Source organism: Microbacterium sp. 69-7 (genome assembly GCF_001897985.1).
Lineage (GTDB): Bacteria > Actinomycetota > Actinomycetes > Actinomycetales > Microbacteriaceae > Microbacterium > Microbacterium laevaniformans.
The window spans coordinates 23,408-46,185 of record NZ_MKRU01000104.1 but is presented as its reverse complement, the minus strand read 5'-3'; the positions used below and the strand labels follow the sequence as shown (position 1 = coordinate 46,185).

Sequence of the window (22,778 nt, the reverse complement as noted above, 5' to 3'; positions counted from 1 at the left end):
CCCGGGTGGGCCGTACACGCTCACCCAGGTCGGCTTCGGCGGCGTGGCTCTCATGGGTCTGCTCGCGACGCGAACGCTGTGGAGCACGGGAGCGACTCTCCTCGATCTGGCTATCACGGTCGGTGTCGCCTGGGGCGTGACCTGGCTCGTCGGACTCATCCCGATGACGCGCCGCAACCTCGTCCTCGCCTTCGTCGGCGCGGTCGCGGCGATGTTCAAGCCGCACGGGGGGAGGTATCAGGCCCGCCCGATCCGCCTATCGCGTCCGCACCAGGCGATCGGGTCGACCCGGATGCCGCCCCCCGTGGCGGACCACCAGGGCGCCGAGCTCGAGGATGCCGCCCCCGAGCAGCCTCCGGCAGTGCCCGAGCGCCGTCCTGAGCGCCTCGCCCCCGCGCCTGCAGCCAAGCCTCGTGCCGCGGTCAGCGCCGTCGAGCGACTGCTGCAGCAGTCCAAGAACACGAACTAGGAGCACGTCTCATGCGCATTCCCGCCGCCTCTTTCGCCGGACACCTGATGTGGACCCGCACGGGCACGATCTGGGCCACCTGGCGCCTGCAGGGCCTCCCGCACGGGTACGGCACCGACGAGCTCCGTCAGCTGGTGCTCGGTCAGCACCAGGCGCTGTTCCAGTCGCTCCGGGGAGAGGCGCTGCTGATCGGGCTGTGCGCCACGAGCGACCCCGTCGATATCGTCGACAAGATGCTCGCGGGAGTCGACATCCGCCAGCATCCCGAATGGGCCGAGGAATGCGCCCTCACTCTCGACTCCCTCGAGGAGATCGCACTGGGGGAGCGCGCCTACTGGCTGTCCATCCCCCTGTCTGCCGGCAACTGGCGCACCCGATCGCAGGCCGCCTGGCGCGCCGGCCTCGAGCAGTTCCGCGAGCAGCTGGCCCTTCCTCGCACCACACCGGCCGAATCCGAGATCGCCGCGGCCATGGCCGCTGCCCAGGAGATCGAGAACCGCATCCCCGCCGACTTCTACGCCCGCCCCGCCACCGTCGCGGAATACGTCTGGATGGCACTGCACTCTCAGCACCGCGGCCTGGACATCGACGGCTCCGTCCCCGAGGCCGGCGACGTCGGCATCGCGGAAGTGCCCGCCACCCAGCTGCCTACCGCGATGCCGAACCCCTGGATCGACGAGGGCGGCCAGTCCGACCTCTCCCCGGCCGAGCTCAAGCGGTTCCTGCCGTTCAACCGCCGCTACCTCAAGGTGCAGAGCCCGCACGCCGACGCCCCCAGCTACCAGATCATGCAGGCCGTCGTGGGAGGCCCGAAGGGCGGATGGCTGATGCCCGGCGTCGAGTGGATCTCCCGCGTCGAGCAGTACGAGCTCGACGTCGACTGGGCGATCCGGCTGACCGTCACCAGCGCCGACGCCGTCAAGCGCCGCAACAAGCGCGCCGAGGAGCAGCTGCTGGATCAGGTCGACCAGCAGTCCGGCACCCTCGCGATCACCGGCAGCGGGTCAGACCTCGCGCAGGTCGCTGAGACCCTCGCGGCGTACCACGCCTCTCTCAACGCCAGCGACAAAGAGGTCGAGGTCCAAGCGACCGTGATCTACGCGGTCGGCGGCCCCGACCCCGCCACGGCGCAGGCTCGCGCCCGCTACATCGCCGCCGACTACAAGGCCTCCGACTTCCTCCTGGAAGCGCCCCTCGGCGGCCAGGAAGAGCTCTGGTGGGCGATGCAGCCGGGCGTGCCGACCTCCCGCATCGTGCGCGACCTGTCCCAGATCACCACCGGCCGCGAGTTCGCATCCGGCCTTCCCGTCGTCAGCAGCGCCCTCGGCGATGACCGCGGCATCCGCCTCGGCGACAACATCACCACCGGACGGCACACCCCGATCCTCGTCGACCTGTTCGGCAACATCCAGGCAGACTCCTCCGGCAGCTTCGGAGTGGTCGCCGAGCTCGGCGCCGGCAAGAGCGTCCTGCTCAAGAGCGTCGCCGGTGACGTGCTCGATCGCGGCGGACTGATCGTGGCGCTGGACCGCACCGTGGCCCGCGAGTACGCCACGTTCGCCGAGTCGCTGCCCGGAACCTCCACCCGCGTCATCGACATGCTCGAGCCGCAGTGGTCTCTGGACCCGCTGCGGGTGCTCGGCCCGCGCAAGGGCGCCCGCATGGTGCAGTCGCTGTTCTCGCTGATGCTCGGCATCCAGACCATGGACACCCGCGGCGTGCAGCTGTCAGGGCTGCTCGAGGCGGAGTACATGGAGACGCACCGGATCACCAGCCTCGGTGCGCTCATCGAGCACCTGCGCCAGCTGGGGCAGCAGAACGCGGTGGCGGCAGAACTGCTCGGCCTGATCCGCGTCGTGGCCACCAAGGACTTCGGCGCCGTTCTCTTCGACGAGTCCCTGCCCCCGCTGGATCTCAAGGCCGTCGACGCGGTCGTGTTCACCACTCACGGGCTGAGCCTTCCCGACCGTGCCGAGGTCGAGAACGAGCACCTGTTCAAGCAGATGCCCATCGAGAAGATCGTCGGCCGAGCCATGTACGCGATGCTCGCCCAGCTGACCCGCGAGGTCTGCTTCATGGACCGCCACCGCTTCGCGCTGGCGATCTTCGACGAAACCCACCACATCAGCGCCTCCCGCGACGGCCAGGCCGAACTGCAGACGTTCTTCCGAGACGGCCGCAAGCACGCCGCCGCGGCCGCAGTCGGCTCCCACGACCCCCACGACTTCGGCGACGAGGTCACCCGAGGCCTGATCCCCATCCGGTTCGTCATGCGCCAGCGCGACGAGACCCTCGCCAAGCGCGCCGTCGACTGGCTGGGCCTGCCCGTCTCGCCCGAGCTCGTCCGCGAGGTCATGACCAACCTGAGCCCCATCGGCCCCGACCGGAAGGTGCCGATCGAGCGCCGCGGCGAGGGGATCATGCGCGACGTCCGCGGCCGCTACGGCAAGTTCCGCAAGACGCTTCCCGCCCGCCCCGACCGTCGTCAGGCGGTGCTGTCCACGCCCTCCGCCCCCGTGGAGATCTCATGATCACGTTCTACGTCGACGCCTTCCGCTCGATGGGCGGCTGGGCCTGGCGCGCACGGGTCTGGGCGCACCGGCACCCTCGGTGGGCGAGAACCATCGCCACCGTCGCCCTCGTCGGGTACTTCACCTTCATCCAGGGCCAGACCGCCCACGCGGTGAGCTTCCTCCCGGACGGCGTCGACTACATCGACAGCCACGGCAACCCGTTCTCCCAGTACGGGGTGATCGACATCAACGCCGGCGACGTGTGGACACCGGGCACGGTCGTCGTCAACTTCATCGTGCAGCTGCTGTGGTCGATGCAGTACTTCTCGACCGGCGTGATCCTCTGGCTGTTCGACTTCCTCCTCAGCTTCGAGTGGGTCGCGTGGCTGGCCACCCCGTTCAACACCCTCGCGGTGTGGGTGCAGGAGCAGCTGGGCACGGTCAACTGGATTCCCTTCGCGCTGATGATCAGCGCCCTGGTGGGAGGCATCGCCCTCTACGTCGGGCGCGTGTCCGGCGGACTCTGGGAAATGCTCGTCTCCGCCGTCCTGGCCGTGCTGGCCGTGGGGGTGCTCGCCAACCCGGTCGCCACACTCACCGCCACCGGTGGTGTTCTGGATAACGCGCAGGAGTTCGGCAGCCAGCTGGCCAACTCGATCGTCGTAGACCCAGACGCGCAGAGCAGCGACGGGACACTTGCGACCGCGGTCAACGCCACGCTGATGGACATCTTCGTGCGCATCCCGTACCAGGTGATCTCCTACGCCCAGGTGCTGCCCGACAACTGCCAGGGCATCTTCAACACCTTCATCCAGTCCGGCGAGCCCCAGTCGGCGCTGCGGGACTGCGCCCCCGAGGCGGCGCGGTTCGCCCACGACAACCCGGGCGGCATGAACATCCTCAACGCCATGGTCGCCGGCGGCGGGGTCTCCGTCATGTTCTTGTTCGGGATGGTGATCGCGGCGCTGCTGATGGTGTCGGTGGTGTTCTTCCTGGTCGCCGCGGTCAAGTCGATGCTGCTGGTGTACCTGTGCATCCTCCCGGTGAACCGCGAGCCGCTGTGGAAGGCGATCTCCGACACCTACATGGGTGCGATCAGCCTCGCGGTGATGACCGTAGTGATGGCGCTGTACCTCAAGCTGACGACCTGGATCATGGGGCAGACCGGGTTCCTCCCGCACCAGCTGCGGATGGTTCTCCTGATCATCTTCCTGATCATCGTCATCGTGCTGGTGTGGCGGGCACGTCGGGCCACCCTGCGCGCCGGCCGCGGTGTCGCGGGCCACCTGAACAAGCTCGGCCTGGGCATGAAGCCCGGCCCGAAGGACTCCAACGCCCTGCTCAAGATGAGCGCGATCGCCAGCATGGCCAACACCGCGAAGGATCTGATCAAGCGCCGCCCGGCCAAGCCGAGCGCCGCGGCACTGCCGGAGAAGCCCGCTGCGCCCGAGCCCGTGACCCTCACCCAGGTCCGCGACCCCGGCCCTCAGGGCGGCGCAGGAGGCGGCAGAGGCCCCTCCGGCACCCGCGGACCCTCGGTCGGTCCTGGCGCGGCTCGTAAGGCCCTCGGCGCGGCGTCCACAGCGACCTCCGTCGCGAAGGGTGCCGCCACCGTCGCGAAGGGAGCAGCCAGCGGCGGAGTCGCCGGCGCGGCCGCGGCCGGCGCCGTGGTCGTCGGCAAGAGCGTCGCCCGGAAGACCGCGAACAAGGCCACGTCGGCCGTCACCAACGCCGCCGCACGCCGGGTGGCGCCTCAGGTTGTCGACGCCGGCGAGCTCAAGGTGGTGAAGGTCGCCGAAACCCGCGCCAGCCGTATCGAGGTCGACGCGCAGGGGGTGGCCACCGCTCACCGCAAGTCCGCGACCGGGGTGCAGGACATCTCCTCGCTGCCGCCCCGCCCGGCGCAGCGGCCCTCTGCCCGTGCGCTCGAGCGGCGCCGCCAGCTTGAGGCCTACCGTCCCCGGGAGCTCACGCGCTGATGACGGATCTGACAGTGGACGAGGACGAGGCCCGGTCGCCGTGGAAGCGGATCGTCGCGATCCTCTGCGTCATCGGCCTGATCTTCGCCATGGTCGTCGGCGGGCTCCTCGCGGTGTTCATGGGCGTCATCGCCTCGTCCGCCGGCGCGGTGGGATCGGATGGCGGCGGGTGCGTCCCCGCTTCGACGGCCTCCTCGGCGTCGTGGGGCGATGCGACGTCGACGCGACCGACCCCGCCGGCGTCGTCGAGCTCGAAGCCGCCCGCCTCGTCGACGGGGTGGGGGAGCTCGTCGACGAGCGAGACGGCGCCGGCGGCCGCGCCGCAGTCGATCGAGATCCCCAATGGCCGCGGCGGCAAGATCACGCTGAACGAGAAGCAGATCGCGATCGCCACCCGCATCATCGCGGTCGGGCGTGACCTCGGCGTCTCCGACAAGGGTCTCAAGATCGCTCTGATGACGGCGTTGCAGGAGTCCGTGCTGCGCATGTACGCGAACTCCTCCGTCCCCGAGTCGCTCAACTACCCCCACGATGCGGTCGGCAGCGACCACGACAGCGTCAACCCGTTCCAGCAGCGCGTGTCGGGGTGGGGGACCGTCGCGGAGCTCATGAACCTCGACTACTCCATCAAGGCGTTCTTCGGCGGCCCCACCGGCCCCAACGGGGGCTCTCCGCGCGGCCTGCTCGACATCAACGGCTGGGAGAGCATGGAGCCTGGCGTCGCGGCTCAGCGGGTGCAGGTCAGCGCTTTCCCCGATGCCTACGACAAGTGGGAGCCCGCGGCCGAGCAGCTGATCGCCACCCTGGGCGAAGGCATCATCGGCGGCGGCTGCAGCGGCAGCATCGACGGCGAGATCCAGCTGCCCCTGCGCTCCGACTACAACATGACCAGCGGCTACGGACCCCGCAGCAGCGGCGTCCCCGGCGCCTCCACCTGGCACGCCGCGATCGACCTGCAGCGGTGGCCCAACCCCTGCGGCGACCCGGTCTACGCGATCCTGCCCGGCAAGGTCGTCCTCTCAAGCGCCCTGTGGCTGTCGATCGAGCACGCAGACGGGTACGTGGTCTCCTACCTGCACATGTACAAGTCGCAGCGCCTGGTCGACGTCGGCGACACCGTCGAAGCCGGCGAGCAGATCGGCGTAGTGGGCAACGTCCCGCCCTCCGGCGGCTGCCACCTGGATCTGCGGATCAACGTCGCCAACAACACCAACCCCGAGGTCGCGAAGCTCATCCTGTCCCAGAACGACACTCGCCTGCCACGACCGGCGACGCTCCCCGAGCACCAGAACTTCGTCAACCCGGAGGACTTCTTCGAGCTCTGGGGCGTCGAGCTCTGCCCGGTCGGCTCCTGCCAGTAGCACGGGCAGCTGACGCCCTGACGTCTGGATAAGCGGCGGGTAGGCTACCGATTACCCGAACATCCGCGGGCTCAGCCCGCCATTTTCCAGACGGTGATGTGTGACCGATCGAGACGCCCCCCACGTCGACGATCAGGCAGTATCCGGTCCCGCTGCGCGCACCACAGCAACCGGATACCGATCTGTTTCGTACTACCTGCCGGCAGCGCTGCACGCGCGACTCAAGGCCGCCTGGTGGGCGACCCGCGAGTGCCCGGACGGCGCGCCGACGCTCTCGGCCCTGGTGGAGGGGATCTTCCTCGAGTACGTCACGGCGGCTGAGCTCGAGCACAACGGCGGCCGACCGTTCCCGCCTGCGCCTCGAGGCGCGCAGGGGCCGAGGAGTGTTGCTTCGGAGGGGCACCGGCTCGTGGCGTACTACCTTCCCGCGGACCTGCACGCGCGACTCAAGGCCACCTGGTGGGCGCTGCGCGATGCGCGCACACCGGCGCTGTCATCGGTGGTCGAGGCGCTGTTCGTCGACGCGGCCGCGAACCTCGAGCAGCGGCACAATCACGGTACCCCGTTCCCACCGGCGCCCGACTCCGCACGCGGCGTCAGCCGGGCCGCGGCGGTGCGGCAGGGGGAGTGGATGCGGCGCGAGTGGGAGAATCGTCGCGGCGAGAGCTCCGCTCAGGGCTGAGGCGTCGACGCGGTCCCCGTACCCGGCTGACCCGTCGACGCGGCCGGTGAGGTCATGGCGCCCACCGCGCGCTGGAATGCGAAGCGCACCACGCTCCACGCTGCGCCCCAGAACCCTCGAGCGAGCCAGCGACCCAGCGCCAGCATCGCGAAGCCCGAGAAGGTCACCAGGGCAGGCCCCGCTGCTCCGGTCAGCGCCACTGCCACTCCGCTGAGAGCGAGAGAGGCGGAGGTCGAGATCCCGATACCTGTCGGCGTCATGGTGAGAACGGCCACCCATTGCAGAGCGCCCCTGGCATCCCGGTCGCGCGTGATCGCGAAGCCGAGCCCGACGACCACCGCGGCCATGACGCCCACGCCCACCCCTGCGACGAGGGCGATGAGGGCGCGCTGGAACAATTCGGAGGGTTCCGCCGGATCGACTATCTGATCGAGCGAGCCGGCAAGGATGAGCCCTCCCAGCGGCACGAGAACCCACCCGATGACCCACCGGGTCGCGGTGCGTCGATCGGGTGGCAGAAGGGTGCTGGCGGTCGCGGAGGTCACTCGCCACTTCTAACGCAGCTGCTGCACCGGCCCCGCGAGGGAACGTGTGCCGGGGGATGTGCGGCCCGGGTCGCCGCCGAGAGAGCGCAGCTGATGCGGTGATGCTTGTCGGATCTCACGAGAGCTGTCGGGATTGAGAACCGCTGACCTGGGTTTTTCTTATCGGTAGATGAGGCTTAAGGCGTGATCTGTCTCACAAGACTTGCTACGGATCGTCACGATGACGCTGCCGGTCACGTCTTCAGGAAGTACTCCTGGACATCAAGTTCCGGGCGGTCGCTTCCCAACGCATAGATGTGACCAGCATGCGAAACCTCGTTGTGCGGCATGCCTTCCGGGGTTCGGTCGACCAGAATCTCGATCAGAGAACCAGTTGAGCCATTGCCTGCGAACAGTCGGGCGATGTAGGGGCTCGTCGTCATGAGGCGACTGTATCTCTCGCTACGGGAACTCCCTTTGAAGAGTGCTGTGGATGGCGTTCCTCAACGAGTCGTAGCCCTCGGGAATCGTGTCTACGATCTCAAGGGCCAGTTCGAAGTACGAACGTGCGCCGGAGAATGTGAACCGACTGTCGTCGCCCCGTTTGGCGATAGCCAACGTCGAGCGACCCTGCGTCGCACGAAGTAGTGCCTTTAGCCGAAGCGCGCCAAACTCGTCCGCCCGTGCTACCAGCCCGTTGAGGGTGGTCGGGTTCTCCGGCGGGCTGTCGTAGGCGTCCTTCGCCAGTACGAGCAGTGCTTCTCGCTCGCCCTCCACATCGCCCAGGGCGTCTGCGACCAACATGTCGAACTCGACGAACCTGCGGAAGCTTGGATCTCCGCGCCGCTGAAGCTCTCGGCTATGTGCACGGAGCGTGTTCACGAATCGCGAAGGCAACCCGTCGACGGCCTCCCCGACTCGGCCCAGCGTCTGTCGCGCAGGAATGGAACCCGCCGCGCCGTCGTCAAGGAACAAGACGAAAGTGTCGTCCTGGACCGTGACCAGGACTCTCTCGGGGCCGCCTCGGTCGATCGTTAACGACGGCACCGGTTTGGAGTTGATCCATCCCCATATTGGCTGACTCGACCGCCTAGACAGTTCCCGGGCGAACTCTTCCATCGCGCGACGCGATCGACTATCACTCAGGAAACCCACGTCAAGAGAGTAGCGCCCGACAGCGGAACGGACCGTTCGACCGTCCGCGCAACCACGATGCCCGCCGAGGACTACGAAACGGCAACGACGCCAGCACTTACACGAGCGCGAGCTCATCGTTCTCAAGCGACCAGTTTCGAACCACCCGGGTGCGCGGTGCGGCCTGGCCGACCTTGCCGGCGATGTCCGGAATGCCTCTCGAGTTGGCGTGTCGAAGAATGCAAGCGCGCTGTCGATGCGCGGCGACCATGAGCGCGCGGTTGAAGGGGCAGCGCTGGCGCTTCACCTGGCGCGAGCTGCGGAGTCCGTACATGTACATCATCGCCCGGTGGGAATGCCCGACGACGCTGACCGCGAATGCTCGGAGGGCGTCGTTGGGCTCATGGCCGATCGCGTTCGCCACCTGGGGCAAGAGACGATCGGCCTGGGTGAGCGCGGAGACGGTCACGTTCAAGACGGGAGTGATCGTTCGCGGGGTGGTGAGCATGCACGCCATGCGGATGGTCTCGGGGTAGGCGCACAGCAGCACATCTTCGTAGGAGTCGAGGTGCGGGATACCGAATCTCGCCATGCGATCGTCGATGGCAGATGGAGATTCTGACCCTCCGTGCCATGCGTGAACGAATGCTGCGGCGAGGTTCAGTTCGCCGGTGTGGAGCGCAACGCCGCGCGTCCAGAGCTGTGATCGCAGCAGCAGTTCCGCACTCTCATAGTCGGGCAGCCCCGCTACGTCGGCGCGGAACGCGCGGAACACCCACTGATGATGGGCGAGGCAGAGCGCGCCGCCGCGGGCGATCGTCGTGGTGGCCAGCCCGCCGGAACACTCCGAGCACGCGGCGCGAGGTTCGGCAAGCCGGGCGCACCGACAGCACTTCTCTGGTCGCCAGCTGCGGTGGCCGCATCTGACCCACATGCCGTGCTTCTCGAAGTCGGGGCGAAGTGCGCCGGGCGGTAGGCCCGCGAGTTGCTCCAGGAGATCGGCGACACGCTGATCTGCTGCTGGCCACCAGGTGAGGCCGAGCCGGTCCAGGACTATTCGGCGGACATCGCGTTCCTCGCACTGGTGAGCTTGGGCGAGCCGCTTCGTGAACCCGTCGACGGTCTCGCCCTCGATGGGTTCGAGTCGAATCGGTAGCGTGCGGAGAGGATTGTTCACACGTGTTCGTGCTTCGATGAGCCGCGCGGTCGCCGTGTGGGAGGCTTGCGGGCGTCGGTGTGGCGCAGGAGTGTGGCTCGGACCCGCGGGGCGAACGTCAGGATTCTCCTACCGAGCTCATCGAGGCCCGGGGATCGGCCGCACCGGAGCTGCACGGGCTGGTCGAGGCCGATGACCGCTTCGCGACCGTCGGCGTGAAAGGAAGCGCGGACAGCGTCGACGTCGCGCGACGTGCCCGCGGTCACCGCGTTCACCGCTGCTCCCACGAGTGCGGCGACCTGGATGGGGCCGACGTTCGTGTTCGCGAGGAACCGCTCCGCCCACGGCTCTGTCAGCAGGGCAACGAGACGCACCGCTTCGGGAAAGTGGCGCGCAAGCGCCGCTCGATGAGATTCGTCCTCCCTTCTATGATCACTGGCGCGGATGAGGGTCGTGGCGAGTTCCAGCTCACCGGTGTTTGGGCCGATGCCGCGTTCCCAGAGCCTGCCGGTGAGGCATCGTTCGGCTCGAAAGAACTCGGCGCTATGGGCGAGGTCGCGGTCCGCTCCCGCGTAGTGCCACCGGCGGTGTCGCGCACACACCGCCCCGGCCCGAGTTCGCACTTCGACGGGTTCACCGCTGGTGCAGCGCCTGCATTTCGTGACCGGGGCCGGCAGGGGCGCGCACGTCAGGCAGTTGCTGTGTCGCCAGGCGACGTGGACGCAGCGGACGAAAAGACGATCAGTGCGGCGACCGTCAAAGTACCCGGGAGGGAGGTCGGCGAGTTGTTCGACCAGTCGCGGCACGAGTTCTGGTGTCGTGCGCAGAGGCAGCCGCGGGCGCTCGTGACGGATGGTCGTCCACAGTTCCCCGGTCGGCACCGCGTTGTGGGCGGCGAGCCGACGGTAGACGCTGCCGACGGTTTCCCCCGCGAACGCTTCGACGAGCACGGGAAGCTTCCTCATCAGGTCGCTCGCGCGGGACGGCCCGGTTTGGGCCGCGGTGAGGGCCGGTTCTCTTCTTCCTCGATCCAGCCTTCCGCCTCACGGATTCTCGCCAGTGATGCAAGCACGTCGTCCAGGTCGAGGCGTTCAGTGTGCTGCTCGATAGCGCGACGCGCACCGCGGCGGACGGCTCTCGCCACGCGGCCGATGGAGCCGCGGGATAGGTCACGGAGCTCGGCAGCAACGGTGAGGATTTCCCCGTCGGGGTGGGCGATGAGGCACAGCGAGTCCTCGAGGTCGACGAGGATGCGCCCCCACACCGCGGCATCCGCCGTCTCGACAGTCCCATACGTGTCGAACTTGACCAGCTCGAAACGTGCCATGATCTGTTCGCCACGGGAACCCCAGAACAGGCCGTTACGGGCGACGTCGACGCCAGCGTAGACCATCGTGCCAGGGCACCGCTCGGATAGTTCTTTGAGCGCGTCGGCGACCTGCTCGTTGCCGCGGTAGTGCAGGTCCAGCCGGTGGATGTCGTCGACGATCACCAGCTCGGTGCGGCATTCGCGCATGACGTGACTGACGCGGCTGAGGAGGAGTTCGTAGTTCGCGTTGCGGGTGTAGGGGATGGCGTAGAAGTCGGCGAGCTTGGTGATCATTGTCTTCGCCGTCGCGTGCGTCGGCACGGGTACGTAGGCGACGGGGATCAGATTGCGTTGCGAGGCCGTGGCGCGCTGGCGTCGTGCACGCTCGAACGCGCGCCCGAACTCCTGGACTGCGGTGGTCTTCCCGAGACCTGCCCGGCCGGAGATGATCACCCCGGACTTGCTGGCGTCCGGGGAGCGGTTGTCGGTCATCGCGTGGCGGATCGCGACCGCGACCTGCCGCAGCGATGGCGTCGCGACCCGGGCGCCAAGGGTCATGTACCGTTCGCGGGCGATGTTGAATAGCGCACGCTCCGAGGAGTCCAACACGTCGTACTCAGCCAGTGTGATCGAGAGTGGCCGCTGTGCGACGAACTCGACGAACTCGCGCCACCCTTCCTTGGTCGCGTAGTCGAAGTCGGTCGACGGGGCGTCGAAGTCGAAGTCGCCCAGAAGGTCATCGAACACGGCGCTCACGCCTCATCCGGCGACCGGGTCATCCCGAACGGTGCCGCGACCGGCCACGCAGGCTTCGCTGCGACCGCATTGGGTTCCTTGTCGCCGTCGCCGTCTGCAGCCGCAAGCTCGCCGCGCGGTGGACCTGCGGGGGCGATGTGTGGGAGTTGGTGGGTGATCGCCAGCGGGTCCGTCCGTGCGCTTACGGAACGCTTCCTCTGCCGCTTCGTCGGAGGAACGTTGCCCTTGTACATGAACCGGCGCATCACTTCGTTGAGGTCGTCGGTGCTCGGCTCGCTCTCGCCGCGTGCGGCAGCCTGAGCGCGGGCGACCCGCCATACCTCGTCGGCCATCGGAGCTCCGCTGTACGGAGATCGCCAGTCCAGCGGGAGGAACTGGTCGTCGAGCTCCAGCCACACCGTCATCGGGTTGTATGGGTCTACGTGGAACGGCCACTTGCCCTGCTGCCGATGATGCGGTGACCGCTTCTTCCGCAGCGGGCCGAGTTCCGTGGAGTCGTAGACGCGCAGGTCGATGTCGACACCGTAGTGGTTGATCACACGCCACTCGGTCGGGAGAAGCGCGATGTACTTCTCGGCCGTGAGCGGGACTTGCAGCTCCGGAGCGATCTCCCGGTACGCAGCGACCATCTGGTTCGGCGTCAGCATCAGCCGAGGGTTGCGGGGGTCGCGCAACGCCTTGTGGGGTCGGTTCTGCCAGCTCACCGCGACCCAGTCCTCGAACAACTCCTGCAGCTGCTCGAGGGTGAGCAGCTGGCTCGTCGCAATGATCTCGTCGCCGCGCATGTCGGTGCTCTGCCCGAGGAACGCGATCGCGTACTGGGTGAACAGGTCCTTGACGGTGCGGAACATCCGCTCGATCTTCGCCTTCTGCGTCGGCGAATACTCCGCGTTGACCGTCAGCGAGATCCCCAACGTCCGACAAGCATCGGAGAAGTGCCGAGACACATACGATGCGCCACGGTCGGTCGTTATCGACTCCGGGAAGACATACGGCTGCGCGTCACGCATTAGCTCGAACCGCTCCACCATGAACCCGTCCGTGCCGGTCCACGCCTCCGACACCTGACGCCGGTTCGCACGCACGCCGTCGGGGCGCGACGCGTACGGCACGAGAGCGCGGGCGAGGACCACCACCAGATCGATGCTGCGGGAGCCAACGGTAACGATGCCGGAGAGCACCGACCGGGATGCCTCGCACAACAGCAGAGTGAGATCGGGGCGGACGGGTTCACCGTCGCATTCGACGAGGATCTCCATCGGCGTCGTGTCGATCAGTACCTGCTCACCAGGTCGCACCCCCGACCGGACCCCGTGCATGTGATCCGGTTGGTTAGCCGTCGTGCGACGGGCACGGGCAGTCCCCAGCGTGTGCTTGCCCGCATCGAGCTCACTCAGGAGCCGGTACATCGTTGCGCGGCTCGGCATCGGCACGACGCTCTCGCCGAAGCGGTCGTCCAGCTCTCTGCGGACGAGCCAGATCAGTCGCGTCCCGGTGCCCGTGGATTTCCGCTCCTGGCCGGCCTGGACAGTCAGGATCGCGTCGATGAGGCGCTCGTCGTAGGAGCGACCGGGCATGTCGGCCAGGCCGTGGCGACGTCGATCGAGAAGGCCGCTGACCCCGAACTCCTCGAGCGCGCGTTGCTGACGCGAGACCTTGACCGGGCTGTAGTCGGTCCCGAGACGACGGTTGACGCTGTCGATAACTTGCTGCCGCGCCGCGGGCTTGGTCACGCCTGCCGCCACGAGCTCATCGAACCGGGCGAGTTCCTCCAGCCACACGTCGACGATCTTGCGGTCACGCGCGTCGAGGTCCTGCAGGCTGCGCAAGTCCAGCAGGGAGCGGAGCGATGCCGGTGCGGCAGGTTCCGCCTCATGTCGCAGATCGGCGGCGAGAACCTCCACGTCGTCTCCGTCGCCGTCGACGGCGCGCAAGGTCAGATAGGTGGGTCGGATCGCGACGACCTGGTGGCTTCCGCCCTGCCACCGGATGATGTCGCCCGGGTGAATGGTCATGATGCCGCTCCGACGTCGACGACGGTCGTCATCGACAGGGGACGCTGTAGATCCGCCACGGCAACTCCGCTCCATACGAGCGCATACGCGGCACCGACGCCGGAGTGAGCGGCGCCACCGAGGACCGCCGCGAGCGACCCCAGACTCATCCGGCCGGTGAGCCCGAGCGCGGCAATATCGACGCCCTCAAGCCACGCCGGGTCACGGTACCGAAGCAAGAAGCGCAAGTTCGCCTGGGTGGCCCCGGGAAGCTGATCAAAGACGAGGTACGACCAGCCCAGTGCGGCCGCAAGGCACCGAGTGAGTTCGAACTTGATGCTGTCCTCGGGCTTGATCAGTTCGACCGGCCTCACGTCGACGAGCAGCGCACTCCCATCGGAGCGGCGCACGAAGTAGTCGGGCGCGTGTGAGCGCTTCGGTGACCGCCAGCGGATCCACATCGGCTGGCTCGCCACCCCGACGACATCCCCCGTCCGGTCCAGCATGGTCAGGAACGAGCGTTCCCAGAAGGACTCGAACGGGACGTGTCGGCTCGTCGAGGCCATCCAGAGCTTGCCCTCGAAGTTGCGCTTGCCCGGCCAGGACGGGAACTCGCGTACCGGATCCGCATCCTCGAACATCACGCGGGCCGCGTCGACGGGGTCTGCGTGCTGGAGGAGGCCGTGTCTGGAGAACTCGATCGTGGCCGAGAGTGCGTTCGTCCCGTCGATCGCGGCGAGCCAGTCTTGGGTCAAGGTCACGGAGAACTCTCCCTTCCGGAGAATCCCGCACCCGATCAGAGCGCTCCTGTGGAACCTCCCGGCTTGAACCGGAAGCTACTCCCGCCTCGGAGCAGCGTTAAGCGGCGCGCCGCTCTCCCGACAACTGGAGTGAGAATCCGACAACTGGAGTGAGACGACTCGACAGGTCCGTGAGAATCGGACAACTGGAGTGAGACACGACAATGCTGCGGGGATATTGCGGGCTGGATATTTCTTACGGCGGTGGGGGGTTTGCCCCGCTCCGCTTCCGACTTCGCTTCAGCTACGCGGGGCAAGCCTACCACTGTTGTCAAGCGCCAAGGTGGCGACGATATTGCGCTGATGTGCGGGAAAGTGCTGCGGCACTACGCCCGCAATACCTCTCGCCACATCGAGCGCGGCGGGTTCCCGGGTCGCTCGAAGCTGCCAGATCCAGATCCTCGTGTCCGCGAAGAGGGGTTCGCGGGGCCTATATGACGCAGAGGGCCGCGATCGCCGTGGCCCGGTTCAGGAGGCATCAGATGGCGACTCGAGTTGCTCGCCCGCCGGCACGTCCGTCGTCTGCGCCGGTCGCCCCATTGGGAGTGCTGCCGCGTCGGCAGGTGACGGGGATCTTCCCCGCACTGGTGGTGCTGGCGGCCGCGGTGGTGTTGACCGGAGTGAACATGCAGGCCCGCTTCACCGACGCGATCGCGTGGGTGTGGGTTGCGGCTGTGGTGATCGCGGCCGTGTCGGTCGCGTCCGGCATCCGTACCTACCAGAAGCAGAGCCGGCTCGATCCGGGCATCGAGGCGGTGCTGCCGTCGCTGGGTGCGCAGCGTCCGTCGCGCGATCTGGTCCGGGCGGTGAAGTGGACCCGCGGGTGGGTCGGCGTTCCTCGCAAGGTGACGATCCGGTATGCCTCCCACGTCGACGACCGTGATGTGCGTTTCGTCGATCAGATCGTCACGTCGTTCTCGCGCCGCATCGGCGAGGAGTACCGCGTGCTCAAGCACGTCCCCCGCCGCTGCCTCATCGTGCTCGAGCTCGCGCCGCCGACCACGCCGGTCTCTCGAGAGCAGCAGCGGGCCGAGCAGGTCGCGAAGCTGCTGCTGGGGGAGAGCGCCAAGGTCGAGGTCACCACCGACCCCGAATCCAACGACGTCCGCAAGATGAAGGTCAAGCACGACATGGGGCCGCGGCTGGCGATCCCGGCGCGACGAATGCAGATCGAGAAGGTGATCTCCTCGATGCTGCCGGGGCGTTGGCGGGCGCATTGGGATCTCGAGGGCGATGAGGTCACCTTCGAGATCCGTCCCCCGATGCCCGACATGGTGCTGCACGAGCCGGCGCCGTCGACGAAGCAGCTGACGCACGCCGAGTACAAGGCGTTCAAGATCCCGATCGGCGTCGACGAGGACGGGTCGGTGCAGACATGGCAGCCCTCGGTCTCCCCGCACATGCTCGTCATCGGTGGAACGGGCTCGGGCAAGACGTCGTTCCAGCACACGGTGCTCACCCACCTGGCGCAGGCCCGCTGGCGGGTGTGGGTGCTGGACGGGAAGCGGATCGAGTTCGCGGGGTTCCGCACCTGGCCGAACGTCGAGCTCGTCGCGGCCCGCGTCGAGCACCAGGTGCGGATGCTGCACGCAGCGCACGAGCTCATGGAGCAGCGTTACACCCAACTCGAGGAGGGCACCGCCCGCCTCGAGGACTTCGAGCCGCTCGCACTGATCATCGACGAGTACGCGACGTTCAAGGCTCGCGTGCAGCGTTGGTACAAGACGGTGAAGCCGAAGGGGGCGCCCACTCAGGCGCCGGTGCTCGAGCTCCTGTCGGATCTGGCCCGTCTGGCGCGAAGCGCGAAGATCCACATGCTGCTGGGCATCCAGCGCCCCGACGTCGAGTTCCTCGGCGGTGAAATGCGCGACAACTTCGGAGCCCGACTCTCCCTCGGCCGGCTCTCCCCGCAGGGCGCGATGATGATGTGGGACTCTCCGGCGATCGGCGTCGCGCTGCCTCGCAACAAGCGCGGCCGCGGCGTCACCCTCAGCGCCGAGTCGCTTCCGGTGGAAGTGCAGACCTTCTACACGCCCGACCCGGCCAAGCTCGACAAGTCCGACGCGCAGGACTGGGAGCACCTGCGCACGCTCACCCCGCTCGAGACTGATCACCCTCGCAAGACCATCGCCGAACCGTCTGCGCTCATCGACGGCGACGAGGAGCTCCCGCCGACCTACAACGACTGGGCGACCACCCGCATCACCCTCTTCGACGGCGTCGAGCCGCCGGCGGTGGAGACTCCCAAGGCCCTGCCCAGCAACGTCGTCGCGCTCGGCGCACGCAAGGCCGGCAATGTCCGGTTCGAGCCCGAGCCGTTGGACGTCGACGACGAACCCGCCGCGGCCGCCGATGACGACGAAGGCTACGGGGAGATCTCCGAGGGCCTGGCCGGCGACCTCGCGGTCGGCGACCTGGTGCTGTCCGATTCCACCCTCGGGATCTGGGTGGTCGTGGAGTCCGTGGAGCCGGACATCGTCGACGAGGACGCGATGGCGATCGAGTACCGCGAGCTCGACACCGGCGACGAGGGCCTGATGACCGTGTCGGACAACGAAGTGCTCACCTACCGGCGCCCCGCCGCCGCGTGAACGAAAGGAGCAGTGATGCAGAGCACTCAGAACCGGGCCGAGCTCGCGCACGAGCAGGCCTTCGCGTTCGCACTCACCCAGGGTGCTGCGCGCGAACGTGCGGAGGAGTTCGCCGGTGAGTACGTCAACGTGCTCGAGGACCGCGCCGGCGAGATCCGCTACCCGGACGCGCCGGCGCCCACGCCCGAGGAGGTGTGGATCTCATGACGCAGTCTGTGGCCGAGAACGAGGACGACCTGCTGACGCTGATGTTCATGCTCTGCGGAGGCATGGCGACCGGGATGTTCTCGTTCGGTGTGCTGCTCCACCCGGTGCGCGACTGGATGCTGCAGTACCACCTGCTCGCGAACGGCACCGAGGTCGTCATTCCGTTCATCGACGGCATCGGGTTCGGATGGCCGCAGATCGTCGTGGCCAGCGGCTTGATCGCCGCCCTGGTGGCCACCGTCGTCTGGCTGCGCCGCCGCGCCCGCGAGCGTGTCTGACCCGATCCACAAACTACGAGACCAAGAGAGGAGGATGAGTCACATGGCTGTCACGGTGTACACGAAGCCGTCGTGCGTCCAGTGCACGGCGACCTATCGCGCGCTGGATTCCAAGGGGATCGATTACGACGTTCTCGATCTGTCGGAAGATCCCGCCGCGCTCGAGCAGGTGAAGTCGCTCGGCTACCTGCAGGCGCCGGTTGTGATCACGGATCAGGATCACTGGTCCGGGTTCCGGCCGGACAAGATCGACGAGCTCGCCGCACGCCTGGTGTGAGCGAGCAAGTGACTGAGGGGCGTCCCGGATGGGGCGCCCCTCAGTCGTGTCAGGTCTGCTGCCGGGTGGCGTAGAGCCGAAGCAGCGCGTCGCGCAGATGGGTGTTGCGCTCGAGCGATCGCCGCAGCGCTTCCGCATCCGCGGGTCGTGGGTCGGGGCCTGCGCGCACGACGCCGGCGGAGATCGCCCACCGTGCGAGCTCGTCGAGTTCGACGTCGACGGTTGCGGTGGCGATCGCCTGCTGGGTCCAGGTGACCTTGTAGGCCGACATGGTGGCCTCAGCTGCTGCGGAAGAAGTCGATCACGCTGATCACGAGCGCCCACAGCAGCACGATCGCGGCCGCGGTCAGCAGGATCTTGCCCATGTGCGGCGCGAGGAGGATGCCGAGCCAGCCGGCGCCGACCGCGAGGCCGATCGTGAGCAGACCGATGATCATCCGGCGCAGCCGGGTGAGGATCTCGTCGGGGATGTCCGCGTGCTTGCGCGGAGTCGCGAGGCTCATCGGTCACCCACGTCCAGGGCCTTCGCGGCCGCGGCCACGGTCAGCGAGGATCGGAATCCGATCTCGCGCGTCCACTCGTCGACGGCGCGGCTGAGTCCGACGTACTCCACGACGCCGGGCTCCTGCGTGGATGCCTCGCGGGGATGGAAGTACAGGCGAGCCTCGATGCTCTGCTCGAGGCGGCTCAGCTGCCGGTTCGCTTCGGAGTCGTCCCACCCGGCGTGATGGCAGGAGACCTCCTCCATGTACAGCCGGCACCGCTCGATCTGCAGGATCTGCTCGGTGTCGATGCGGTCGCCCAGGAACTCCGCGACGGGACGCCACTCGTAGCGGGGCGCTGGAACGCTGCAGCGGTTGGCGAAGCTGACGCTGGCGTAGTTCTCGTCCCACAGCTGCTGACCGAGACGGTCGGCGTCGGCGAGAACTGCGGCGGGGGAGCGGCCCGAGGCGACGATCGGCACCCGGGCGGGAGACTGCGTGATGTCGGTGCTGCTGATCAGGATCGCTGTGACCAACAGGTCAACGACGTCCTGGGGGACGGGGAGCTCGCGCATGGCAACTACCTCCTAGTAAAGTTGTGTATCTGACCTACATAACAATATTTGGAAGCGGTCCAGTCGTCAAGGGGGAGAGCAAGTTAGGCATGGCGCAACAGGGTCCGTCACGGTGAATTGGAATACCCTAGGGGGGTAGGGGTGTTACGGTGGGGAGAGCCCCACTCAGGAGCACCACCCAGACGGAAGGAAACCCATCATGGCCACCAGCGAGTACCAGGTCACCGGCATGACGTGCGGACACTGCGAGATGTCCATCCGCGAAGAGGTCTCCCAGATCCCCGGGGTCGACGAGATCCAGGTGAGCGCCCAGAGCGGCAAGCTCGTCGTCTCGTCCACCAGCGACCTCGATGACGCCGCCGTGCTGGCCGCTGTCGACGAGGCTGGCTACTCGGCGGTGCGCGCCTGATGAACGCTGCGGGACGACTCAGCCTGTATGGCGCCGGCGTCGTCGTGGCCTTCGGCGCAGCGTTCGGCATCGCGGCAGCGGTCGTCCCGGACAGCGCCGTCGCCAACTGGACGGCCGCCGCCAGCGACGGCTCGATGGCCGACCACGCCGGCATGACCGACACCGACACCACCGAGACCGCGACCATCCCCGGTGTCTCCCTCTCCGGCTATGGGTACGAACTCAGCCCGATCACCGCGCCGACCGGCACGGGACAGGCCGGCGAGTTCAGCTTCCAGATCCTGGACGCCGACGGGACGCCGCTGACCGCCTACGAGACCTCGCACGAGAAGGACCTGCATCTGATCGTGGTGCGCACCGACGGAACCCAGTTCCGGCACGTGCACCCCACGTTTGATGAGGGCACCGGCACCTGGTCGGCATCGTGGGAGTGGGCCGAGGCCGGTACTTACCGGATCTACGCGGACTTCGTGCCGGACGTGACCGACGGCCCCGACAAGGTCACCCTGACCCGCACGGTCGACGTCGCGGGGGAGTTCACCCCGGACCCGGCGACCGCCACCTCCACGGCCAGCGAGGTCGACGGGTACACGGTCACCCTCGACGGTGACCTGACCGCGGGGGAGAGCTCCGAGCTGACCCTGTCGGTCGCCCGCGACGGGCAGCCGGTCACCACGCTGCAGCCGTACTTGGGCGCCTTCGGGCACCTGGTCGCGCTGCGCGACGGCGACCTGGCCTACCTGCACGTGCACGCCGAAGGCGACGAACCACGCGACGGCGACACCGCCGGACCCGACATCCGGTTCGCAGCCGAGGCCCCCACCGCCGGCCGGTACCTGCTCTACCTCGACTTCCAGGTCGACGGGAAGGTCCACACCGCCGAGTTCGTCGTCGACGCCGGTCACGGCACCGGCGGCACGGACACGGACGACACACACAGCGACACGGGCGACGGTCACTGACCGCCCCGCGGTGATCTGAGAGAAGAAGGAACACCATGAGCACCACAGCCCCCGCAGGCTCGACCGCGGACTCCGCAGTCGAACTCCAGATCGGCGGGATGACCTGCGCCTCCTGCGCGATGCGGATCGAGAAGAAGCTGAACAAGCTCGACGGCGTCGCCGCGACGGTGAACTACGCCACCGAGAAGGCGAAGGTCACCGTGCCCGCCGGGTACGACCCGGCCTTGCTGATCGCCGAGGTCGAGAAGACCGGCTACAGCGCCGCACTCCCGGCCCCGAAGAAGACCAAGAACGACACCACCCAGGGCGGGGACGCGGACGACGCCGACCCGGAGCTGACCAGCCTGCGCAACCGGCTGATCGTCTCGATCATCCTCAGCGTCCCGGTCATCGCTATGGCGATGGTCCCCGCGCTGCAGTTCACCTACTGGCAGTGGGCGTCCCTCGCGCTGGCCGCGCCGGTGATCGTGTGGGCGGCGTTCCCGTTCCACAAGGCCGCCTGGGCGAACCTCCGCCACGGCGCGGCGACGATGGACACGCTCATCTCGATGGGCACCACCGCCGCGTTCCTGTGGTCGCTGTACGCCCTGTTCTTCGGCACCGCCGGCGTCCCCGGCATGACGCACCCGTTCGAGCTGACCCTCGCCCCCTCCGACGGTGCGGCGAACATCTACCTCGAGGTCGCCGCCGGAGTGACGATGTTCATCCTCGCCGGCCGCTACTTCGAGAAGCGGTCCAAGCGGCAGGCCGGGGCCGCGCTGCGCGCGCTGCTCGAGCTCGGCGCGAAGGAGGTCGCGGTCCTGCGGGGCGGCGTGGAGACGAAGATCTCCGTCGACGAGCTGCAGGTCGGGGACGAATTCGTCGTCCGCCCGGGCGAGAAGATCGCCACCGACGGGGTCGTCGTCTCCGGCACCTCCGCCGTCGACGCGTCCATGCTCACCGGCGAATCCGTCCCGGTCGAGGTCGGCGAGGGTGACCCGGTCACCGGCGCCACCGTGAACGCGGGCGGACGCCTGGTCATCCGCGCCACCCGGGTCGGCTCCGACACGCAGCTGGCCCAGATGGCCAAGCTCGTCGAGGACGCCCAGACCGGCAAGGCCGAGGTGCAGCGCCTGGCCGACAAGATCTCCGGCGTGTTCGTACCGATCGCGATCCTCATCGCGGTCATCGCGCTCGGCGCCTGGTGGGGGGCGGGCTTCCCGATCTCCGCCGCATTCACCGCCGCCGTGGCCGTCCTCGTGATCGCCTGCCCTTGCGCCCTGGGCCTTGCAACCCCGACCGCGCTGCTGGTCGGCACCGGCCGCGGCGCGCAGATGGGCATCCTGATCAAGGGCCCGGAGGTGCTGGAGTCCACCCGCAAGGTCGACACCGTGGTGCTGGACAAGACCGGCACCGTCACCACCGGCAAAATGACCCTGGTCGACGTGGTCACCGAGCCCGGCGTGGACCGGGACGAGCTGCTCCGCCTCGCCGGTGCGCTGGAGGACGCCTCCGAGCACCCCATCGCGCAGGCGATCGCCAAGGGCGCCACCCAGGAAACCGGCAGCACCCTGCCGGCCGTGGAAGGGTTCACCAACCTCGAAGGCAAGGGCGTCCAGGGCGTCGTCGACGGGCACGCGCTGCTCGTGGGCCGGGAGTCACTGCTGGCCGAGTGGTCGCTGCGCCTGAGCGCCGAGGTCGCCGCCGCGAAGGCACAGGCCGAGAGCGAGGGCAAGACCGTCGTCGCCGTCGGATGGGACGGTGCCGCCCGCGGCATCCTCGTCGTCGCCGACACCGTCAAGCCGACAAGCAAGGAAGCCATCGCCCAGCTCAAGGCGCTGGGCCTGACCCCGGTGCTGCTCACCGGCGACAACGAGGCGGTCGCCCGCCAGATCGCCGCCGAGGTCGGCATCGACCAGGTCATCGCCGAGGTCATGCCCAAAGACAAGGTCGACGTCGTCACCCGCCTGCAGGGCGAGGGCAAGGTCGTCGCGATGGTCGGAGACGGCGTCAACGACGCCCCCGCGCTCGCGCAGGCCGACCTGGGACTTGCGATGGGCACCGGCACCGACGTCGCGATCGAAGCATCCGACATCACCCTGGTCCGCGGCGACCTGCGCAGCGCAGCCGACGCGATCCGCCTGTCCCGCAAGACCCTGGGCACGATCAAGACCAACCTGTTCTGGGCCTTCGCCTACAACACGGCTGCGATCCCAGTCGCCGCTCTCGGCCTCCTCAACCCGATGCTCGCCGGGGCCGCCATGGCCCTGTCCAGCGTGTTCGTCGTCGGCAACAGCCTGCGTCTGCGCGGATTCAAGAGCATCGCGCGCTGACCGGGCCC

At 68.1% G+C, this 22,778-nt stretch carries 23 protein-coding genes; 12 read left to right on the top strand and 11 right to left on the bottom strand.

From position 1 onward, the window contains the following. The 5 genes from BGN98_RS13350 to BGN98_RS13330 form a co-directional block, all read left to right on the top strand. On the top strand, nt 1–469 hold a 469-nt coding region (locus tag BGN98_RS13350), incomplete at its 5' end, for a hypothetical protein (protein ID WP_288121662.1). 11 nt (nt 470–480) lie between these two features. Then, nucleotides 481–3,000 carry an ATP-binding protein gene (locus BGN98_RS13345; protein ID WP_061018407.1) on the top strand — a complete coding sequence of 840 codons (2,520 nt, stop codon included), beginning with the start codon at nt 481–483 and terminating at the stop codon, nt 2,998–3,000. After that, nucleotides 2,997–4,961 (top strand): hypothetical protein, encoded by a 1,965-nt coding sequence (locus BGN98_RS13340; RefSeq protein WP_288121661.1) that lies wholly within the window; start codon nt 2,997–2,999, stop codon nt 4,959–4,961. Before BGN98_RS13345 ends, BGN98_RS13340 begins: the two co-directional genes overlap by 4 nt. After that, nucleotides 4,961–6,322, top strand: coding sequence for a peptidoglycan DD-metalloendopeptidase family protein (locus BGN98_RS13335; RefSeq protein WP_288121660.1), 1,362 nt, complete (start codon nt 4,961–4,963; stop codon nt 6,320–6,322). Before BGN98_RS13340 ends, BGN98_RS13335 begins: the two co-directional genes overlap by 1 nt. 100 nt (nt 6,323–6,422) lie before the next feature. After that, nucleotides 6,423–7,004, top strand: coding sequence for a hypothetical protein (locus BGN98_RS13330; protein WP_288121659.1), 582 nt, complete (start codon nt 6,423–6,425; stop codon nt 7,002–7,004). Here the strand turns inward: BGN98_RS13330 and BGN98_RS13325 are convergent. From BGN98_RS13325 to BGN98_RS13290, 8 genes are all read right to left on the bottom strand, one after another. Beyond that, the gene (locus tag BGN98_RS13325) at nt 6,995–7,549 is read right to left on the bottom strand and encodes a hypothetical protein (RefSeq protein ID WP_288121658.1); all 555 of its coding nucleotides are present in this window, start codon (nt 7,547–7,549) and stop codon (nt 6,995–6,997) included. The genes BGN98_RS13330 and BGN98_RS13325 overlap by 10 nt on opposite strands. A gap of 233 nt (nt 7,550–7,782) precedes the next feature. After that, nucleotides 7,783–7,971 carry a hypothetical protein gene (locus BGN98_RS13320; protein WP_288121657.1) on the bottom strand — a complete coding sequence of 63 codons (189 nt, stop codon included), beginning with the start codon at nt 7,969–7,971 and terminating at the stop codon, nt 7,783–7,785. Nucleotides 7,972–7,990: 19 nt separating this feature from the next. Further along, nucleotides 7,991–8,647, bottom strand: coding sequence for a hypothetical protein (locus tag BGN98_RS13315; RefSeq protein WP_288121656.1), 657 nt, complete (start codon nt 8,645–8,647; stop codon nt 7,991–7,993). Between the two features lie 133 nt (nt 8,648–8,780). After that, nucleotides 8,781–9,254, bottom strand: coding sequence for a hypothetical protein (locus tag BGN98_RS13310; protein ID WP_288121655.1), 474 nt, complete (start codon nt 9,252–9,254; stop codon nt 8,781–8,783). A 581-nt stretch (nt 9,255–9,835) separates the two neighbouring features. Then, a complete protein-coding gene (locus BGN98_RS13305; RefSeq protein WP_288121654.1) occupies nt 9,836–10,783 on the bottom strand; it encodes a hypothetical protein in 948 nt (315 codons plus the stop codon). Continuing rightward, entirely contained in the window at nt 10,783–11,883 is a 1,101-nt protein-coding gene (locus BGN98_RS13300) for a TniB family NTP-binding protein (RefSeq protein ID WP_288121653.1), read from the bottom strand. The genes BGN98_RS13305 and BGN98_RS13300 overlap by 1 nt, the downstream gene beginning before the upstream one ends. Further along, nucleotides 11,880–13,898 (bottom strand): TnsB C-terminal domain-containing protein, encoded by a 2,019-nt coding sequence (locus BGN98_RS13295; protein WP_288121652.1) that lies wholly within the window; start codon nt 13,896–13,898, stop codon nt 11,880–11,882. Before BGN98_RS13295 ends, BGN98_RS13300 begins: the two co-directional genes overlap by 4 nt. Beyond that, on the bottom strand, nt 13,895–14,638 hold the full coding sequence (locus tag BGN98_RS13290; RefSeq protein ID WP_288121651.1) for a TnsA-like heteromeric transposase endonuclease subunit: 744 nt from the start codon (nt 14,636–14,638) through the stop codon (nt 13,895–13,897). The genes BGN98_RS13295 and BGN98_RS13290 overlap by 4 nt, the downstream gene beginning before the upstream one ends. A 602-nt stretch (nt 14,639–15,240) precedes the next feature. On the opposite strand from BGN98_RS13290, the gene BGN98_RS13285 reads away from it, so the two are divergent. Genes BGN98_RS13285 through nrdH form a run of 4 tightly spaced genes read left to right on the top strand, consistent with a single transcriptional unit; the run spans nt 15,241 to nt 18,030 of the window. Beyond that, nucleotides 15,241–17,268: an FtsK/SpoIIIE domain-containing protein gene (locus BGN98_RS13285; RefSeq protein ID WP_288121650.1), complete on the top strand. Its 2,028-nt coding sequence runs from the start codon at nt 15,241–15,243 to the stop codon at nt 17,266–17,268. A gap of 15 nt (nt 17,269–17,283) precedes the next feature. Further along, nucleotides 17,284–17,475, top strand: coding sequence for a hypothetical protein (locus tag BGN98_RS13280; RefSeq protein ID WP_061018396.1), 192 nt, complete (start codon nt 17,284–17,286; stop codon nt 17,473–17,475). Beyond that, complete coding sequence (locus BGN98_RS13275) at nt 17,472–17,753, top strand: hypothetical protein (RefSeq protein WP_061018394.1); 282 nt, start codon at nt 17,472–17,474, stop codon at nt 17,751–17,753. The genes BGN98_RS13280 and BGN98_RS13275 overlap by 4 nt, the downstream gene beginning before the upstream one ends. Nucleotides 17,754–17,796: 43 nt before the next feature. Beyond that, nucleotides 17,797–18,030, top strand: a complete 234-nt coding sequence (gene nrdH, locus BGN98_RS13270) for a glutaredoxin-like protein NrdH (RefSeq protein ID WP_061018392.1) — start codon at nt 17,797–17,799, stop codon at nt 18,028–18,030. A 49-nt stretch (nt 18,031–18,079) separates the two neighbouring features. Here nrdH and BGN98_RS13265 read toward each other — a convergent pair whose 3' ends face one another. The 3 genes from BGN98_RS13265 to BGN98_RS13255 are packed head-to-tail and all read right to left on the bottom strand — an operon-like array spanning nt 18,080 to nt 19,087. After that, nucleotides 18,080–18,301 (bottom strand): hypothetical protein, encoded by a 222-nt coding sequence (locus BGN98_RS13265; protein WP_061018390.1) that lies wholly within the window; start codon nt 18,299–18,301, stop codon nt 18,080–18,082. Between the two features lie 7 nt (nt 18,302–18,308). After that, the gene (locus BGN98_RS13260) at nt 18,309–18,533 is read right to left on the bottom strand and encodes a hypothetical protein (protein WP_061018388.1); all 225 of its coding nucleotides are present in this window, start codon (nt 18,531–18,533) and stop codon (nt 18,309–18,311) included. After that, nucleotides 18,530–19,087, bottom strand: a complete 558-nt coding sequence (locus BGN98_RS13255) for a hypothetical protein (RefSeq protein WP_288121649.1) — start codon at nt 19,085–19,087, stop codon at nt 18,530–18,532. Before BGN98_RS13255 ends, BGN98_RS13260 begins: the two co-directional genes overlap by 4 nt. 199 nt (nt 19,088–19,286) lie before the next feature. Between BGN98_RS13255 and BGN98_RS13250 the strand changes: the two genes are divergently transcribed. From BGN98_RS13250 to BGN98_RS13240, 3 genes are read left to right on the top strand one after another with little or no spacing between them, the layout of a single operon-like run. Continuing rightward, nucleotides 19,287–19,496 (top strand): heavy-metal-associated domain-containing protein, encoded by a 210-nt coding sequence (locus tag BGN98_RS13250; RefSeq protein ID WP_061018383.1) that lies wholly within the window; start codon nt 19,287–19,289, stop codon nt 19,494–19,496. After that, nucleotides 19,496–20,458 carry a DUF8832 domain-containing protein gene (locus tag BGN98_RS13245; protein WP_061018381.1) on the top strand — a complete coding sequence of 321 codons (963 nt, stop codon included), beginning with the start codon at nt 19,496–19,498 and terminating at the stop codon, nt 20,456–20,458. The genes BGN98_RS13250 and BGN98_RS13245 overlap by 1 nt, the downstream gene beginning before the upstream one ends. Nucleotides 20,459–20,493: 35 nt before the next feature. Then, nucleotides 20,494–22,770 (top strand): heavy metal translocating P-type ATPase, encoded by a 2,277-nt coding sequence (locus BGN98_RS13240; protein WP_061018378.1) that lies wholly within the window; start codon nt 20,494–20,496, stop codon nt 22,768–22,770. The last annotated feature ends 8 nt before the right edge of the window (nt 22,771–22,778 follow it).